This window comes from Chitinophaga jiangningensis, assembly GCF_900142605.1.
Classification (GTDB): Bacteria; Bacteroidota; Bacteroidia; order Chitinophagales; family Chitinophagaceae; genus Chitinophaga; species Chitinophaga jiangningensis.
Genome location: NZ_FRBL01000006.1, coordinates 490,975 through 508,728, shown reverse-complemented (window position 1 = coordinate 508,728; position 17,754 = coordinate 490,975). Strand labels below are relative to the sequence as shown.

Below are 17,754 nucleotides of genomic sequence, written 5' to 3'. Positions count from 1 at the left end.
AGTTCGCTGATTTAGAAATTGGTGACTAGAATCTCACATTGAGGTTAAGACCAAAGCTGCGCGCCTGTGGATAACCCATTACTTCAGCACCCTGACCGGCACCGCTGGTGTAGCTCGACTCCGGATCTATGCCTGGCAGGTCCTTGTAGATGATCCAGAGGTTCCTGGCCACAAACGACAGCGAAGCACCGGTAAACGGTGATTTAGCCAGCACGGAAGATGGCAGCGCATACGTAAGGATGACCTGACGGAGTTTAATAAAATCTCCCTTATAAATAAATGGCTCCGCAATGGTGAATGCGATATTCTGGTAGTAATCCTGTGCAGCTACGTTTTTATTTACATATTTGGTTGGATCAGCCGGGTCCTGCGCCTTGATGTTCAGTCCTCCTTCACGGCCCTGTAAAGTGGCTTTATTCAGGCCAAAGTAATAGGAGTAGTCGTTGGTACCGGAGTAGATTTTATTACCCCATTTACCATCCACGAGGAAGCTGAGCTGGAAGGCCTTGTACGTAAAGGTATTGGTGATACCCATTGCAAATGGCGCCACGCCGGTACCAAAAGCGGTATAATCGCCCTGGAGCGGCTTGCCGGCACTGTTAAACAGGATATTTCCCTGCTCATCACGTTTGAATTTATACCCTACTATCTGGCCGAAAGGCTTGCCTACGATATGCTGGATAGAAGCGTTGAACGTACGCACGTTTGCTACGAGCACGCTGGTAGAACCGGCGTCCAGGGATACCACTTCGTTTTTATTGTAGGAGAAGTTAGGCGTGATTTCCCAGGTGAAATTTTTATTGCGTACAGGAACACCTGTGAGCAATACTTCCACACCGGTATTTTTCACCTTACCTACGTTGATAAACGCTGCATTATAGCCTGAGGCATTGGAAATAGTGGTTTGCAGGATATCATCTTTGGTGGTGCGGGTGTAGAAGGCAAAATCCAGGGTAAGGCGACTATCAAACAACCTTGCTTCCAGGCCTGCTTCATAGCTGGTATTCACCAGCGGGCGAAGGGTAGGATTTGGTACGGCATATTGCCCATCCGGTGTTTTCTTCACGTCGGCCAGTGGCAACCCATCGAATGGATTTTGCACCTGGTAGGCCAGGAACAGGCGGTATGGATCGGTATCACCACCCACCTGTGCCCAGGAGGTTCGCACCTTCAGGAAGTTGATCCACTCCGGCATTTTGAAGGCATCTGACAATACAAAGCTCAATCCAAAGGAAGGATACAGGATGCTCCATTCCGAAGGCGACAGCGTAGAGAACCAATCGTTACGGGCGGTAGCGGTGAAGTAGAGGTAACTTTTAAACGATACTTCCGCGGAGCCGTATACAGAGTTGATTTTCTTTTCGAGGATGTCGTTTAAAACGGTTTTGGTTTTGAGGTTTGATTGATCGTAGAAATAAGGAATGAAGAAACCGTTACCGTTCAGGTAGAATTTGTCGTTTTTGTTATGCATTTGGTTTCCGCCAACGAAAGCGGTGAGGCGCCAGTCTTTACCGAAGGTTTTATCCATACCCAGCATCACATCGGCGTTTACCTCGTAGAAATTCTGGCGGGCCTGGTCGTTGATCTGACCTGCGGTGTTGTAGGCGGTTCCGGTGGGGGTGATGGCGAAGTTATTACGGTACCACATATCCGCACCGATACGGCCTTTGGCATACAGCCATGGGAGGATATCGTATTTCAGTTCCGCGGAGTTGATGAAGCGGTCGCGCTTATCGTTTTGTTCGAAGTCGTAAACCGAAAACCAGGGGTTGGTAACATATTCATTTGCTTCCCAGCGGGCTTCGAACCCTTGTGCGTCGTATTTACTTTGTTTGAGTGTATTTACATCCAGGCTGGTAGGCAGCATATACATGGAGTAGTTGGCATTACCCGGGGAGTCGGATACTCTCGGGCGGTTATCAACTCTTTCGCGGCTGTATTTACTGTTTACGGTGAGATATAGTTTGCGGCCCAGCCAGGCGTTTACGTTGAGGCTGAGGTTATCGCGGCGCATACCGGAGTTAGGAAGCATTGCTTCATTTTTCAGGTCGGTGGCGCCGAAGCGGTAGTTTATTTTATCCGTTCCACCGCTGAAGGCGATGGAGTTGGTGAAGGTATAGCCGCTTTTGTAGAAATTTTTAAAGTTGTTTTTCACCGCACTGTAGGGGCGACTCACGCCATCATATTGAATCACTGAAGAGCCGTCTAGTTTGGCGCCCCAGCTGAAGAGCCCTGCGGAGCGGGCCTCAGCTACGGAGGCAGGCTTTACCCCATTGAGGCCCATACCGTAATCGTACTGCCAGTCGAGCATATTTACGATGGGTTTATCCAGCACGATGTTGCTGCTGAACTCCACTCCCACTCCTTTCCGGGCGCTGCCTGATTTGGTGGTGATGAGGATTACCCCGTTGGAGGCACGGGAGCCATAGAGTGCGGCGGCGGTACCGCCTTTGAGTACGGACATGGTGGCGATATCATCCGGGTTGATGCTGGTGAAACCATCGCCGGCATCCTGCCCGCCCCATTCGTTGGCGCTGCCGAGGTTATCGTTATTGATAGGAATGCCGTCTACAACGATGAGGGGTTGGTTGTTGCGGCTTTTATCGATGGAGGTGTTACCTCTGAGTACGATGCGGTTGGAGCCGGCGGGTCCGGAGGAGGCGGGACTTACGTTGAGTCCTGCTACTTTACCGGCGAGGGTGGCGGCTACGTTGGTGGAGCGTGCCTGGGTGAGTTCATCTCCTTTGATTTCCGATATGGAGTAGCCCAGTGCTTTCTTTTCTTTCTTAATACCCAGGGCGGTTACCACTACTTCGCTGAGGGATTTATTATCCGGCGAGAGGCGTACTTCCATGGTGCCGCCGGTTACGGGCACTTCTTTCTGCAGATAGCCGATATACCGGAAGGAGAGCGTGGACCCGGGCGGGACGTTGATTTTAAACTCTCCTTTATCGTTGGTGGTGGTTCCTTTGCCCGATCCTTTCACGAGCACCACCACACCTACCAGGTGCTGGGAGGTCGAGTCGTCGACTACCAGCCCGCTAACGTCCTGCTGGGCCCATGCGAGTGGTGCCGACAGCAGCATTAACAGAGTAAGGATAAGATGAATAGAATTCTTACGCATGTTTACTGTATGAAGTGAAGCAATAAAAAGTCAATCGACGTGGTAGGCAGGGGACAAATGGAAATTGGTTGATGTGTTTTAGATCCTGATTGTAGCCGGGATTTTTGTGGTAATTACTTTTTATGATATAACAAAGTGTGCAGAAAAAGGGTTGACTGGCGAGCAAAAAAAACCAGCACTTTTTTAGTGCTGGTTAAAATGTGGTGGATACCGCTAAAACGTTATAGTACGAACGCTTCCGGTTATTTGTGTAAGCTGGAAGGACGGATAATGAGATCGAGCGGCAGCACTACCTGTTGCATGTCGGTGGTAGGCTGATTAAGTTCCTTCATGAGGATGGAAACCAGGTTTTCGCCGATTTGCCGGAGAGGTTGAGCCACACAGGTGATGGCGGGACTATGCAGGCGGAATATATCGTGATCGTCGAAGGAGACTACGCCGATATCGCTGCCGATGGTCCATCCGAGGCTGCGTATACTTTCGATGCCATAGATACCGAGGTAGTTGGTGGCAAAGAAAACGGCGTCGAGTCCTTTGGAGGCGGTAAGGAACTTTTTGATTTCATCGTTAAAGCCTTCGCGGTCGAGGTCGAATGGCAGTTTTTTCACCAGCGCTTTATTGGCGGTGATGCCTGCGGCTTTCAGGGCGTCGTTGTAGCCCTGCAGGCGGTCTTTCATCTGCACCTGATCTGAGGTGGTGGTAACGATGGCGATTTTGGAATAGCCTTGATTTACGAGGTGTTCGGTGGCGGTGTAGGCACCCTTATAGTTATCTACTACTACGTAGTGCGATGGCATCTGTGGAAAATAGCGGTCCATGAGCACAATCGGTTTGCCGGCGCCCTGGAGTTGTTCTATTTCCTTATCCAGATTTTTGGTGGGTGTGATAATGTAACCATCTACCTGTCGGTATTTGAGTACTTCCAGGAGGCCTTTGGCTTTTTCCGTATTATCCTCTGTGGAGCCGTAGAGTACTTTGTATCCGTACTTATCGGCTTCGTCTTCCACAACTTTGGCGAGGGTGGCGAAGAAGTTGTTGGCGATATCTTCCACGATAAGGCCAATTGTTTTGGTTTTGCCTGTGCGCAATCCGCGAGCCAGCTGGTTGGGCTTATATTTAAGCTTGCCTGCTATCTTCTGGATTTTCTTGCTTACCTGATCGCTGATCCTCTTCTCTTTGGCTTTTCCATTCAGTACGAATGAGACAGTGGTAGGAGATACACCGGCCTGTTTTGCAATATCTTTAATAGAGATACCTTTCATAATAAGAGTTATGCTATATCGATTTAGCCCAGCGTAATTTACAAAATGAAGTTGAAATTTACATCGTTGTAGCAATTATTCCAAATAACGCTGACCTGTCTTGTATATAAAGCATTTCTAATTTGTATCACATAAAAGGACCATTTAAAAAAAGATGATATTTTTTTAACCAAATTTTAATAATTTGGCAACAAACATAGGACAATGGTATTCTTCGATGAAGCTAAGATGCCACAAATCATACTCGTTTAAATTAATACATGAATGAAACCCATCCTTATTAAAGTTGGGGCCTTTGCCGATAATCAGATCACCATCATAGAGCGGTGTGATCCTCATTTTAATACACCATTTCACTTTCATCCGGAGTGTGAGCTGGTATTTGTGACAGAGAGCCATGGGAAAAGGATCGTGGGCGACAGCATTGAAAGCTTCGAAGAAGGTGACATGGTGTTTCTGGGTCCGCACATCCCCCACGTATGGTATAATGATGAGGGGTATTATAAGGGAGATGAGAGTCAAAAGGCCCGCTCAGTGGTTATTTATTTTCCGAAAGACATCTTTGGGGAAAAGTTTTACGGATTGCCTGAAACGAAGGCATTGAGTGAGCTATTTCACAAGGCGCAGCGCGGCATGAAAATCATTGGGGACACCTACGACAAGCTGAAACCTGAAATTTTATCGCTGCCGCGTAAAGAGGGGCTGGACAGGATCATATCCCTGCTGCATATCCTCAAAACGCTGTCGGAAACGAAGGACTGTTATTACCTGGCCAGCACCGGTTATTCACATGCCTACAACCTGAAGGACAACCACAAGATTGACGAAGTTTTCAAGTATGTGATGAATAACTTCTCCAAGGAGATCTCCCTGCAGGATGTTGCCAGCATCACCAACTTATCGCCGCAGTCATTCTGCCGCTTCTTCAAGAACCGTACGAAGAAATCGTTTGTACAGTTCCTCAATGAGGTACGCATTGGGCACGCCTGTAAGCGCCTGACCGAGGAAGACTGGTCGATTGCTGAAATCGCCTATTCCTGCGGCTTTAAAAATTTATCCAACTTTAACCGGTTTTTTAAGGAGATAGTAGGTAAAACACCGAAAGAGTACAAGAATGAGCTACGTTTAAAAGAGGCCTGATTATTTTTTAACGCGAGATTTCCCTGTATATTACCACGTATATGATACTTTATTCCCTAAAAATAATAGGGAAATCTCCCAAAATATTCCTTACTTTCATAGTAGTTAACATTTAGTCAACCAAACGCATTTCTTCTCCTGTAATTCGATGTACAGCAGTTATCAAGATCACGAATTAGTATCGCTGCTAAAAAGCGATAACATTGCTGCCTTCAATGCCATTTATGAGCGTTACAGCAAAGCCCTGTACTTATTTATCTACAGTAAGCTGGACGCTGCAGAAATCAGTAAAGACGTGCTGCAGGACCTTTTTGTTTCCCTATGGGAGAAACGGCAGGCCCTTGTGCTCAAGGAATCCCTCAAATCTTACCTGTACCAGGCAGCCAGGCATAAGATCATTGACATCTACCGTAAGAACACGACTTACCGTAAGTACCTTCAGCAACTGATCGAGCATTTTGATGAGCAGCCACATTCCATTTCCGACCAGCTGGATACCAAAGCCCGCACACAGGAAATGTTTGAGGCCATCAACCATCTGCCCGAGAAAATGAAGGAAATATTTATGCTGAGCAGGTTTGAGAACCTGAGTGTAGAGCAGATCGCTTCGCATCTTAACCTCTCCCAACAAACCGTTAAGAACCAGATTACCAAAGCTTTAAAGATATTAAGAGCCAACTATGCCCAGCCGGATATGATCCTGATCATCGTTTCCATCCTGCTGGGATTCATGGCCTGATATTATTTTTTTAGCGCGAAATGGTACTAATTCCACGTTATTACGACATTACAATATCAAAAACGCTATCAGGTGGACACAGAACAGATTAAAATATTACTGGAACGATACAACCAGGGAACCTGCTCACCGGAGGAAGCGGATATAATTGAACAATGGTTCGACAATATCAACCGTCATCAGTCGGTGATAATGAATGATGATGCGCTGAATCTACAATTAGACGAAGTTAAACACCTCATAAACGAGCAAATAACACCGCAGGTGGAAGCCAACGTACCGCAGGCAAAGGTGCGCAACTTCCGCCCGTGGTATCTCGCCGTTGCTGCCGCAGCCCTGCTGGCCGCAGTGGTTTTACTATTTACGAACAAACCTGGCACAACAGCACCGGCATCTCCCGAAATACTGGCCGCCTCCACTAAAACGGTAACCCGTACCGTTAACAACGGTTTTGTGGAAGTGACCACCCCTAACGGTTTAAAGGAAACCATCACTTTGGAAGATGGCAGTACCATCGTCATGAACGGTGGCACCAAAGTGCGCTACCCGGAACATTTCACCAACGCCGCCCGCCAGGTATTCCTGGACGAAGGAGAAGCCATGTTTGACGCTACGCACGACGCCATCAGAAGCTTTATTGTGTACAGCGGCGACCTCTCTACCGTAGCCCTTGGCACCTCTTTCAACATCCGCGCGTACGCCAGCGAAGCAGATATTACCGTAGCGCTGATCACCGGAAAAGTGAAAGTGGAAAAAGCGGGCGCCACTAACAATGGTACTATCCTGATGCCCAGCGAGCAATTGCGGTATAACCGGGTGTCGCTCCACATGATCAAATCCTCCTTCTCCAATCCGGATAACATCATCGGCTGGAGAAAAGGCTACCTGATCTTTGATGGCGCCAGCTTTAACGACATCGCCGGCGCACTGCAAAACCGTTTTGGCGTTACCGTTATTAACAACAGCAACAAAATTGAATGGAATTATAAAGGATCCTTTACTAAAAATGAAAGCCTTTCTGAAGTATTGGACGTGATTTGCACAATTAAATCTCTTACGTACACCATTAAAAGCGATACCGTTTATCTCGAAAATTAAAACAAGCCAATATGAGGGTAAAACCATGCCCACTAAAATGGTTTTTCTCTTTTGGCCTGATACTGACGCTGCTGCTTGCAGGTAGCCTGACCTCCGTTGCCAACGCCGTCAGGCATGTTCAGGAACCTACTATACCCATTATTGTCAGTATCCAGGCGAAGGACAAAAACCTGGAGGATGTTATTTCGGAACTATCAACCAAAACAGGATTAAACTTTCATTATGATAAATCAGACTTAAACCTCCGGAAAAAAGTAACACTCAACTGTGTGAAAATTCCCATAGAAGAGGTGCTAATACAGCTATCAACACAAACGGGACTCAGGTTTACCCGTAAACAAAACAAAATAATCGTTGGTGCAGACAGTGATTCCCAATCCTCACCGTCTGTAGCGTTGGAAAGAAACGTTTCATTAGACAGAGATATAACCGGATTTATACGCGATAATAAAGGCACGCCGCTTCCAGGAGTAACAATTCAGATTAAGAACACAAACAAAGGCACGCAGGCAGACGCCGAGGCCGCTTTCACCATCAAAGCAGCGCCGGGCGATATTCTCGTTTTCAGCTCTGTCGGATTTTTCACCAAAGAAGTAATGCTCGGCACCTCCAGCGATATCAATGTAACCATGCAGGAAAATGTGCGCGCACTGGGAGAACTGGTAGTAACGGCCATGGGTATACAAAAGAAGTCAAAAGAACTGCCCTACTCCACCCAACAACTCAATGGCGACGACGTTTCGCTCGTAAAAGACGCAAACGTGATGAATACCCTCGCCGGAAAAACTGCAGGTGTAACAATTACACGTAATGCCTCCGGAATTGGCGGATCAGTAAGGGTAGTACTCAGAGGTAACAAATCCACCCGCGAAAACCAACCCCTCTATATCGTTGATGGCGTACCCTACGCCAACTTCATGCCCTCCCAACCTACCGACGTTTGGGGACAATCCAACAACATTATCGGAGCCGGTGGCCGCGATGGTGGCGACGGTATCTCCAACCTCAACCCGGATGATATCGAAAGTATCAGCATCCTTAAAGGCGCATCCGCCGCAGCACTGTACGGTAGTCAGGCCGCCAATGGCGTGATCCTCATCACCACCAAAAAGGGAAAAGCCGGTAAAAGTAAATTCGATTTTAGTTCCGACTTTACCATCGAAACCCCGTCCCTCCTGCCCTCCCTGCAATATCGCTACGCACAAACAGATCCACCGGGAATAGGCTCCACCAACAACAACCAACCCGGCTCCCTCGGCAGCTGGGGCGAAAAAATACAGGCCCCCGACCATGTAAAAGATTTTTACCAGACCGGACATACCTGGACCAACGGCATCTCCTACAGCGGAGGCACCGAAACAGCACAGAGCTACTTATCATACGCCAATACAACAAACAAAGGAATTTTGCCTACCAATACCTTCAGGAGGCACGCATTTAATTTCCGTGAAACGCTCAAACTGTTTAATAACCGATTCGTAGTGGATGCCAACGCATCCTTCCTGGTACAAAATACCAATAACCGCCACTCCTCCGGATTGTATTACAGCCCCATTTCGGGATTGTACACCTTCCCACGGGGGCTCGACTTCGACTATTACAAAACAAATTTCGAGTACCCCGACATGGAGCGTAACCTCTATTTGCAGAACTGGTGGAATATCCGTTACGACAAAAGATGGATAGGGCAGGATGACCAGCAAAATCCGATGTGGGCCCTGAAGCGCAATATCCGTAAGGATTACCGTTATCGTGGTATGGCTACCATCTCCCTGAATTATAAATTTAATGACTGGATATCATTACAGAGTCGCGGTAGCTACGATAAATCCATGGATGAATACGAGCTGCAGGCCTACGCCGGCACGCAGGTAGTACTGGCCGCTTCCAATGGCAGGTATACGCTGGAAAAGGAATTTAACACACAGCTCTACGGCGACCTGATGCTCAACATTTGCGGAAAGGCAAACGACTGGCTGCACCTGGCAGGCAACCTCGGTGGCAGCATCACTGATATACGTGCACATGAACGCACCTACAACGGCGCTAATCCCAACTCCGACCCGGGATTAATGTATCCGAATAAATTTGCCGTGAGTAATATCATGAGCGTTGCCATGGATGCCCAGCATTCGGTAGACCAGAAACAGATGCATGCCCTGTTTGGTAACATGCAGCTGGGCGTGAGGAATGTGTTGTTTATTGACCTTACGGGTCGCAACGACTGGTCCAGCACTTTTGCCTACACGCCTACACTTAAGAAAGGCTACTTCTACTATTCCGCAGGCGCCTCCCTGATTTTGAGTGATATGCTGAAGATGCCGCAACAGCTGGATTTCCTCCGTGCACGCATCTCCTTTGCCAAAGTAGGTAACGATATCGCGAGCTACGCCAGCAACCCCGCCCCCTTTACCATGCAAACCATTGCCGGTGTTACACGGGTGGTGCTGAATCAGCGTACACCCTACCCCGGTGTGTTCCTCGCTCCGGAAGATAACCAGAGTTTTGAAACCGGGCTGGAAGCTAGACTGTTTAAAAACCGCCTTACCCTCGATGTGACCTGGTATAAGAATAATAACTATAAGCAATACATGGAAGTGCCTGCCCCTCCGGGCTCCAGGTATCTTACCTATTACCTGAACATGGGCAATATCCAGAACAAAGGCTGGGAAGCCACAGTAACTGTATCGCCTGTACGAAATGAAAAATTAAACTGGACAAGTACACTCAACTTTGCTACCAATAACAACAAGGTGATCAAACTCAGCAATGATGAGATCCCTGGTGCGGATAACAGCAACAGCTTTGTGCTGACAGATTTCGGCGTAAACATGTTTGGCTCCTTTATTCAGGAAGGTGGCTCCTGGGGCGATATTTACAGCAACAAGGAGTTGGTGAAAAATGAAAAAGGGCAATACCTGCTCGATGACCAGGGTCGCCTAAAAACCAGAGGTATACAAAAAAGAGTTGGCAACCCCAACCCCGATTTTACGCTGGGCGTTAACAACAGCATCTATTACGGCGATTGGGCACTGAGTTTTTTGGTGGACGGGAGGTTTGGCGGAAAAGTGATGAGCGTTACCCAGGCCGTGCTTGACTGGTATGGGGTGAGTGAAGTATCCGCCAAAGCCCGCGACAATGGCGGCGTGAAGATCAACGCCGTGTACGAAAACGGCACACCGTTTAACGGCACTCTGGACGCACAATCGTATTACACCACTATTGGGGGCCGCGCCGGCATTGGTGAACTGTATATGTATGATGCTACAAATATCCGTTTACGTGAGTTGAGTTTAAGTTATCGTATTCCGCTTAAATGGAAATGGTTACACAATGCACGGGTAGGATTGATAGGCCGTAACCTCTTCTTCTTTAAACTGGATGCGCCATTTGATCCGGAAGTATCCATGGGAACAGGCAACGGCTTACAGGGCGTGGATGTATTTGGTTTGCCACCGGTGCGCAGCATGGGTATAAATTTAAAAGTAGGATTTTAAAAAATGCAGCTATGAAAAGGTGGAAATTTTTAATAGTGATTAGTGTTGCATGGATGCTCCTCAGCTGTACCAAGCGCTTCGGGGAGATCAACAAAAATCCATATGATTTTACAGAGGAAGAGCTGAAGGCCGACTTCCAGCTGATGGGCGAGCCCATGTCGCAAGCCCAGCTGAACCTGCTTATTTATAATGATCCGCCCACTGCACAGCTGCAGCAGAACCTGAATGCGGATGTGTTTTCGGGGTATATGATGTCGCCCAACCCATACGAGGGCAATATCAATAACCTCAACTACGGCCTGCTCTACTACTGGAATGTAAAGCCATGGATTGTGACCTACAGCAACGTGATGAAGTCCTGCGACTTTACCCAGCAGAAAGCGAAAGGCAGGTATCAGGAGTTTTATGCATGGGCACAGATCGTGAAGGTAGAGGCCATGCACCGGCTGAGTGACATCTACGGTCCGGTTATTTATACACATTATGGAGAGATTAATGCCGACAAAAGCATTGATTATGATTCCCAGCGGGATGCATACTATGCTTTTTTCAAGGATCTGAACGAGGCGATTGGTGTGCTCACCGATTCGGTTAATAACCATGCTGCGTGGAGGTTTTCGAACTTTGACCTTGTGTATAAGGGCGATTACAGCAAATGGATAAAGTTTGCCAATACACTCCGGTTACGGCTGGCAATACGCATCAACGGCATAGATCCTAAGAAGGCAAAACAGGAAGGGGAAGCTGCGCTATCTCATCCATTAGGACTACTAACCACACCAGATGAAAATTTCAATGTAAATATTACCCCTGTGACCCATCCGCTCAACATCATGTGTAATAACTGGGCGGATATCCGAATGGGCGCTCCCATGGAATCGATACTCACCGGTTACAAGGACCCTCGCCTGCCGCATTACTTTGTGCATGCAGAAGGAGGCCCGGATGTGTATCATGGTATTCGTAATGGTATCGCCATCAGCGCCAAGGAAGAGTACACCAGCTTTTCATCGCTGGTGAAGCTGGATAGCAAAATCCAGTTTATGACAGCTGCGGAAGCCTGGTTCCTGAAAGCGGAAGCGGCTTTAAATAACTGGAATAATGCCGGAGATGCCGGTGTCAATTATGAAAAAGGTATCAGGACTTCTTTTCAGCAGTATGGCATTACTAACGTAAGTGACTATATTAACAATGACAGCAGCAAGCCCAAACCCTATGTGGACCCACATAATCCGGTGAACAACGTTCCGCCGGGAGATAAACATTTATCTACCGCCACCATTAAATGGGACAACGGTGCTCCTTACGAGGTAAAGCTGGAAAAGATTATTACCCAAAAGTGGATTGCCATGTTTCCCGAGGGGCAGGAGGCGTGGAGTGAGTTCCGGAGAACCGGGTATCCTAAATTATTTCCGGTAGTTATTAACAACAGCGGCGGTACCATCTCCACAGAAAAATTTATACGCCGGCTACCCATACCCCAGATAGAATATGTAACAAACCCACAGGCGGTGGCACGGGCCAAACAAACGCTGAAAGGAGAGGACAACGGCGGTACGCCACTGTGGTGGGATCTCAGATAAACTTTCTTTTGCACGAGTTTTTCTCTCGCCTTCGGCGAGAGAAAAACTCGTGCGTTAATAAAAGCGGCCTGCGGCCGCTTTTATTAACGCACGAAAACTTTTTTTCAAACTACATGGTACTAAGTTAATTCCCGCCCGACATCTTCATCATACATAGCGCTAAAAAATTCCCGGGGAACACTTTGATCAATACCCATTTCATTAATCTTAAAAAGGCATGTATGAAAAACAACCTACGCCTTATGAGAATGTGCGTGGCTACCAGTGTGGTCCTCACTTCCATAACAGCAGTTCATATGCAGGCGAAGGCCGCTAACCTTTCGGCTACGGCAGTTTCATTAAAGAGCACTTTCCAGAATAGCAATGTTACTGGTACTGTTCGTGACAGCAAAGGAAATGCGCTGCCAGGAGTAACCGTACAGGTAAAAGGTACCAACAGAGGCACGCAAACGGGCCCCGATGGTACTTACCGACTGGAAGCTAAAAATGGAGATGTGTTGGTATTTAGTTCTGTAGGTTTTGCTCCAAAAGAAGTAACAGTAGGTAATAGCGCTACAGTAAATGTAACCCTTGATGACAATGTAAAAGGGCTGAATGAGCTGGTGGTTACTGCCCTGGGCATTCAGCGTAAAGCAAAAGAATTAACGTATTCCACACAGTCGGTGAAAAACGAAGACCTCACCACTGTGAAAGAAACAAACGTGGTCAATAGTTTATCCGGAAAAATTTCCGGCTTGCAGGTAAACCGAAGTGCCTCTGGTGTAGCCGGTTCCGCAAGGGTAGTATTACGCGGACAGAAATCCATACGCGAAAATCAGCCATTGTATGTTGTAGACGGAGTTCCTATTGCGAACTTCACCAGTGCACAACCTACCGACCTGTGGGGACAATCATCCGGAGCTTCTTCCGGCGGTAGGGATGGTGGGGACATCCTCAGTACTATCAATCCTGACGACATTGAAAGTGTGAACGTCCTGAAAGGTGCCTCTGCCTCTGCACTGTATGGCAGCCAGGCTGCCAACGGGGTGATTATGATCACCACTAAAAAAGGAAAAGCAGGTCAGACAAAAGTGAACTTCTCTTCCAACTTTATGCTCGACAAAGCCGCTTACGGACCGGATTTGCAATTCTCCTATCTCCAAACGAATAAAGACAACCTGTACAGCTGGGGCAGCAAAGGTTCCAGCCCGGATCACGTAAAATCATTCTTCCAGAACGGGCAAACGTGGATCAACTCCATCAACCTGTCGGGCGGTACGGAAAAGGCGCAGACTTACTTCTCTTATTCCAACACCACGAACAAGGGAATTGTGCCTACTACCAAATTTGATCAGCATACTGTTAACTTCAGGGAAAACGCGAACTTCTTCAACGACCGGTTAAACATTGACGCGAATGTGCTGGCCACCACACAGAATGCGCATAACCGCCCAAGTTCAGGACTTTACTATAACTCCCTCACCGGTTTGTACCTGTTTCCGAGAGGCCTCAACTTCCAGAACTATGTGGATAACTATGAGTACCTGAGTGCAAAACGCAACATGTACCTGCAAAACTGGTGGAACCTGAATTATGAAGAAGATAAAAGCGGCCAGGACTCCCAGCAAAATCCTTACTGGATCCTTAACCGCAACGTTACTGAAAATAAGAAGGACAACCTCATTGCTGCCATTACGCTCCGTTATAAATTAACGCCATGGCTGAACATTCAGGCCAGAGGTAATGCCAACAAATCATGGGATAAATATGAGCTGAAAGCCAATGCCGGTACACAAACCACGATTGCAGATGCAAATGGTCGCTATACCTATGATTACATCACCAGTACCCAATACTATGGTGACCTGTTAGTGGTGGGTACACCCAAGCTGTCTGATAATTTCGGGCTGAACTTTACAGCAGGTACCAGCATCACCGACCTGAAGCAGGATCGTACTTTCCTGGATTCAAAAGATGGTGACCTGGCATTTGCGAATGTATTTCATATTGGTAACCTGAACCTGAACTCTGCTACCAAGGTGACGCCTACAGGGCTGAGAAGACAGCTGCAGTCCGTGTTTGCTACTGCCGGTATTAATTTTAAAGAGAAGGTATTTCTGGATCTGACAGGTCGTAACGACTGGTCATCCACCCTTGCGTATTCACCAAACATGAAGAAAGGATACCTCTATTATTCAGCAGGTTTGAATACTATCCTGAGTGATTTAGTGAAAATGCCGGAGTGGGTTAATTATGGAAAAATCCGTGCATCTTACGCAAAAGTGGGTAACGACATTGCACCTTTTGCAACTTTACCGACCAATACGGTTACTTCCGGTATATTAACTTCCAATACCTCCGGTGCATTTTTGGGACAGCCGCTGAAACCAGAGATGACTAGTTCCGTGGAGCTGGGTACCGAATGGCGTTTTCTGGATAACAGGCTGAACTTCGACTTCACCTGGTATAACTCTCACACCAAAGATCAATACTTCGATTTCCGCATATCGAGTGGCTTCCTCTACCCTAACGCCTTCATCAATGCTGGTGACGTGCGCAACACGGGTATTGAGGCCACTTTAGGTTACCAGGTAATCAAACAGAAAGAGTTGAGCTGGACTACCACCTTCAACTTCACGCGTAACAAAAATACCCTGATCGAGCTGGCCCCACAGCTGCGCGGCGATTACACCATTACTCCCAAGGGAGATAACGTGAATAACTATGCGCTGGTGCTGCATGAGGGCAGCTCTTTCGGGGATATTTACGGCAGGGCATTTAAACGTGCCGCAGATGGCAGCATCCTGGTAGATGACAATGGTAAGCCGCAGGCAGCAGATGGCCCGCTCACTTACCTGGGCAACCCTACGCCTAAATTTTTACTGGGCTGGAACAACAGCATCACCTGGAAAAATTTCAATATCAATTTCCTGATTGACGGCCGCTTTGGTGGTAAAGTAATGAGCGTTACCCAGGCTATGCTGGATGAATACGGTGTATCTCAAAATACGGCGGATGCACGGGATGCGGGCGGCGTAAATATCAATGCCACCAAAGCCAGTGGCGGCAAGTTTGCCGGCCCTATTGATCCGGCAGTATTTTATGGTGCAGTTGGTGGCCGTGCCGGTATCACTGAATACTATATGTACGATGCTACCAACGTACGTTTGAGAGAATTCTCCGTGGTATATACCATTCCTACCAACAGCAAGGTACTGAAGGACCTGAAGGTAGGCCTGGTAGGACGTAACCTGTTTTTCTTCAGCAAGAAAGCACCTTATGATCCTGAGCTGAGCATGAGTACCGACAATGGTTTACAGGGTGTGGATGTATTTGGCCTGCCTGCTACCCGCAGTTTTGGTCTTAACCTGAAAGTTACCCTCTAACCCGATTCAGAACCACAAAAACAAAAGTTATGAATTCTCAATCATTGAAGATAGCAGGGTTGGCAGTTGCAGCGATACTTAGTTTTGGCAGCTGTACCAAGAATTTTGAAGAGATCAACAAGAATCCTTACGGGTCAACCGATACCGATCTGCAGGGCGACTACGCCATCGTAGCGGCGCAGCTGCAGCAGGCGCAGCGCAGTATTTATCTGTATCAGCCGGTGCCTTCCTTTCAGTTGCAACAAAACCTGTTAGGGGATGTGTTCAGTGGATACATGATGAGTGCCACGCCCTTTGCCGGCAACAGTAACAACCTGAATTACAATTTACTGGATGGCTGGACCAGTTCCGCCTTCACCATTGCTTACGCTAATGTGATGAATCCGCTGTATAAGTCGATTCAGTTTTCGAAAGATAAGAAGCTGCCCGATGCTGTAGGGATGTCGGAAATTCTGCGGGTAGCCGCGATGCACAGGATCAGTGATATATACGGTCCCGTTATATACACCAAGTACAATACTCCGAATGCAGAAGGAGGTGTTGACTTTGATTCGCAGCAGGAAGCGTACAATGCATTTTTTGCTGATCTGAAGGATGCCGTGGCACAGTTGACCCCTTTTGCCGGCAAAACTGCCAGCACCCTGTTTGCGAAAGCTGACCTGGTATACGGGGGAAACTATACGAAATGGCTGCGTTTTGCCAACACCCTGCGCTTGCGGCTTGCGTTACGTATTGTGCGCATAGATCCGGCCAAAGCGAAGCAGGAAGGCGAGGCGGCGCTGGCCGATCCGGCGGGTTTGCTGCTGGATGCGAGCGACAACTTTCTGGTGGATATCGGCAGCACTACCCATCCGTTGAATACCATTAACGGCTCCTGGGATGATATCCGCATGGGTGCACCGATGGAATCTATCATGGGTGGCTATGCCGATCCGAGGTTACCAAAGTATTTCCGTACCGCTACCGATGCCGCTGTGGCAGGAAAATATAAAGGTATCCGCAATGGGATTAATATAGATGCGAAGGAGCGATACGTAGGGTATTCCAAACTGGCTGAATTTGCCAGCAAGATACAGCTGATGACGGCTGCCGAGGCGTGGTTTCTGAAGTCGGAGGCGGCGCTGCGTGGCTGGGCTAATGCCGGTAGTGCACAGGCCAACTATGAGCAGGGCATCCGGGTATCGTTTGACCAGTACAAGCTGGCCGATGCTGATACCTATATTAATAACAGTACTGCCAAACCATTAGCTTATGCAGATCCTAAGGCTAGTACGGCTGGTAGTAACGATGTTACCACAGGCTCCCCTTATCTGAGTACCATTACGATCAAATGGGATGCGGCTGCATCTTTCGAAAGAAACCTGGAGCGTGTGATTACCCAGAAATGGATCGCCAATTATCCGGAGGGGCAGGAAGCGTGGAGCGAGTTCAGAAGAACCGGGTATCCTAAGCTGTTCCCCGTGGTGATAAATAATAGTGGTGGAAAGATCAGTACCACTGATTTTGTGAGAAGAGCAATCTTTCCGAGTAATGAGTATCAGACCAATAATGCGGCGGTGCAGCGGGCCATTGGTATGCTGAGTGAGCCGAAAGACGTGGGTGGTACGCATTTGTGGTGGGATCCAAAACAATAATAACAATCTCTTTTTTGAATCGCGTGCATAAAAAATCAATGCCGGTCTTATCAAGGACCGGCTTTTTTTATTGGCCGTCCAAAATGTGTAAAACATACACTTCAAAAAATTTGCAAAAAAAATTTGCAATTTTTTAATGTTGGGATGGTACCAAATGAATTTAGCCCCGACTACTATACAGCGATCAAAATAAAAATAACTGTAACTATAACGACTATACGTAATAATTAGACCTGATGTATCCCTTTGACCTGTAAGATTTCACTGACTACTCAATTATGAAGGACGGTTCACTTGAGCATCGGGGGTTTA

The 17,754-nt window shown here is 47.6% G+C and carries 9 protein-coding genes; 7 read left to right on the top strand and 2 right to left on the bottom strand.

Annotation, left to right across the window (positions count from 1 at the left end):
• Positions 1–25: 25 nt before the first annotated feature.
• Both BUB18_RS17710 and BUB18_RS17705 read right to left on the bottom strand, forming a co-directional pair.
• Positions 26–3,124, bottom strand: a complete 3,099-nt coding sequence (locus BUB18_RS17710; RefSeq protein ID WP_073083654.1) for a SusC/RagA family TonB-linked outer membrane protein — start codon at positions 3,122–3,124, stop codon at positions 26–28.
• A 242-nt stretch (positions 3,125–3,366) separates the two neighbouring features.
• Positions 3,367–4,386, bottom strand: a complete 1,020-nt coding sequence (locus BUB18_RS17705; RefSeq protein ID WP_073083652.1) for a LacI family DNA-binding transcriptional regulator — start codon at positions 4,384–4,386, stop codon at positions 3,367–3,369.
• Between the two features lie 264 nt (positions 4,387–4,650).
• On the opposite strand from BUB18_RS17705, the gene BUB18_RS17700 reads away from it, so the two are divergent.
• From BUB18_RS17700 to BUB18_RS17670, 7 genes are all read left to right on the top strand, one after another.
• On the top strand, positions 4,651–5,526 hold the full coding sequence (locus tag BUB18_RS17700; protein WP_073083650.1) for an AraC family transcriptional regulator: 876 nt from the start codon (positions 4,651–4,653) through the stop codon (positions 5,524–5,526).
• A gap of 148 nt (positions 5,527–5,674) precedes the next feature.
• Positions 5,675–6,265, top strand: coding sequence for an RNA polymerase sigma factor (locus BUB18_RS17695; protein WP_073083649.1), 591 nt, complete (start codon positions 5,675–5,677; stop codon positions 6,263–6,265).
• A gap of 72 nt (positions 6,266–6,337) precedes the next feature.
• The gene (locus BUB18_RS17690) at positions 6,338–7,363 is read left to right on the top strand and encodes a FecR family protein (protein WP_073083647.1); all 1,026 of its coding nucleotides are present in this window, start codon (positions 6,338–6,340) and stop codon (positions 7,361–7,363) included.
• A gap of 11 nt (positions 7,364–7,374) precedes the next feature.
• Positions 7,375–10,860 carry a SusC/RagA family TonB-linked outer membrane protein gene (locus tag BUB18_RS17685; protein WP_083550199.1) on the top strand — a complete coding sequence of 1,162 codons (3,486 nt, stop codon included), beginning with the start codon at positions 7,375–7,377 and terminating at the stop codon, positions 10,858–10,860.
• 11 nt (positions 10,861–10,871) lie between these two features.
• Entirely contained in the window at positions 10,872–12,443 is a 1,572-nt protein-coding gene (locus BUB18_RS17680) for a RagB/SusD family nutrient uptake outer membrane protein (RefSeq protein WP_073083645.1), read from the top strand.
• A 221-nt stretch (positions 12,444–12,664) separates the two neighbouring features.
• Entirely contained in the window at positions 12,665–15,808 is a 3,144-nt protein-coding gene (locus tag BUB18_RS17675) for a SusC/RagA family TonB-linked outer membrane protein (RefSeq protein WP_083550196.1), read from the top strand.
• A 29-nt stretch (positions 15,809–15,837) separates the two neighbouring features.
• Entirely contained in the window at positions 15,838–17,442 is a 1,605-nt protein-coding gene (locus tag BUB18_RS17670; protein WP_073083643.1) for a SusD/RagB family nutrient-binding outer membrane lipoprotein, read from the top strand.
• Positions 17,443–17,754: the final 312 nt, after the last annotated feature.

What these genes read in the sequence shown, in the direction of transcription:
- BUB18_RS17670 (WP_073083643.1), top strand. Translation starts at nt 15,838, where the DNA reads ATGAATTCTCAATCATTGAAGATAGCAGGGTTGGCAGTTGCAGCGATA.
- BUB18_RS17710 (WP_073083654.1), bottom strand. Translation starts at nt 3,124, where the DNA reads ATGCGTAAGAATTCTATTCATCTTATCCTTACTCTGTTAATGCTGCTG.
- BUB18_RS17700 (WP_073083650.1), top strand. Translation starts at nt 4,651, where the DNA reads ATGAAACCCATCCTTATTAAAGTTGGGGCCTTTGCCGATAATCAGATC.
- BUB18_RS17705 (WP_073083652.1), bottom strand. Translation starts at nt 4,386, where the DNA reads ATGAAAGGTATCTCTATTAAAGATATTGCAAAACAGGCCGGTGTATCT.
- BUB18_RS17685 (WP_083550199.1), top strand. Translation starts at nt 7,375, where the DNA reads ATGAGGGTAAAACCATGCCCACTAAAATGGTTTTTCTCTTTTGGCCTG.
- BUB18_RS17695 (WP_073083649.1), top strand. Translation starts at nt 5,675, where the DNA reads ATGTACAGCAGTTATCAAGATCACGAATTAGTATCGCTGCTAAAAAGC.
- BUB18_RS17675 (WP_083550196.1), top strand. Translation starts at nt 12,665, where the DNA reads ATGAAAAACAACCTACGCCTTATGAGAATGTGCGTGGCTACCAGTGTG.
- BUB18_RS17680 (WP_073083645.1), top strand. Translation starts at nt 10,872, where the DNA reads ATGAAAAGGTGGAAATTTTTAATAGTGATTAGTGTTGCATGGATGCTC.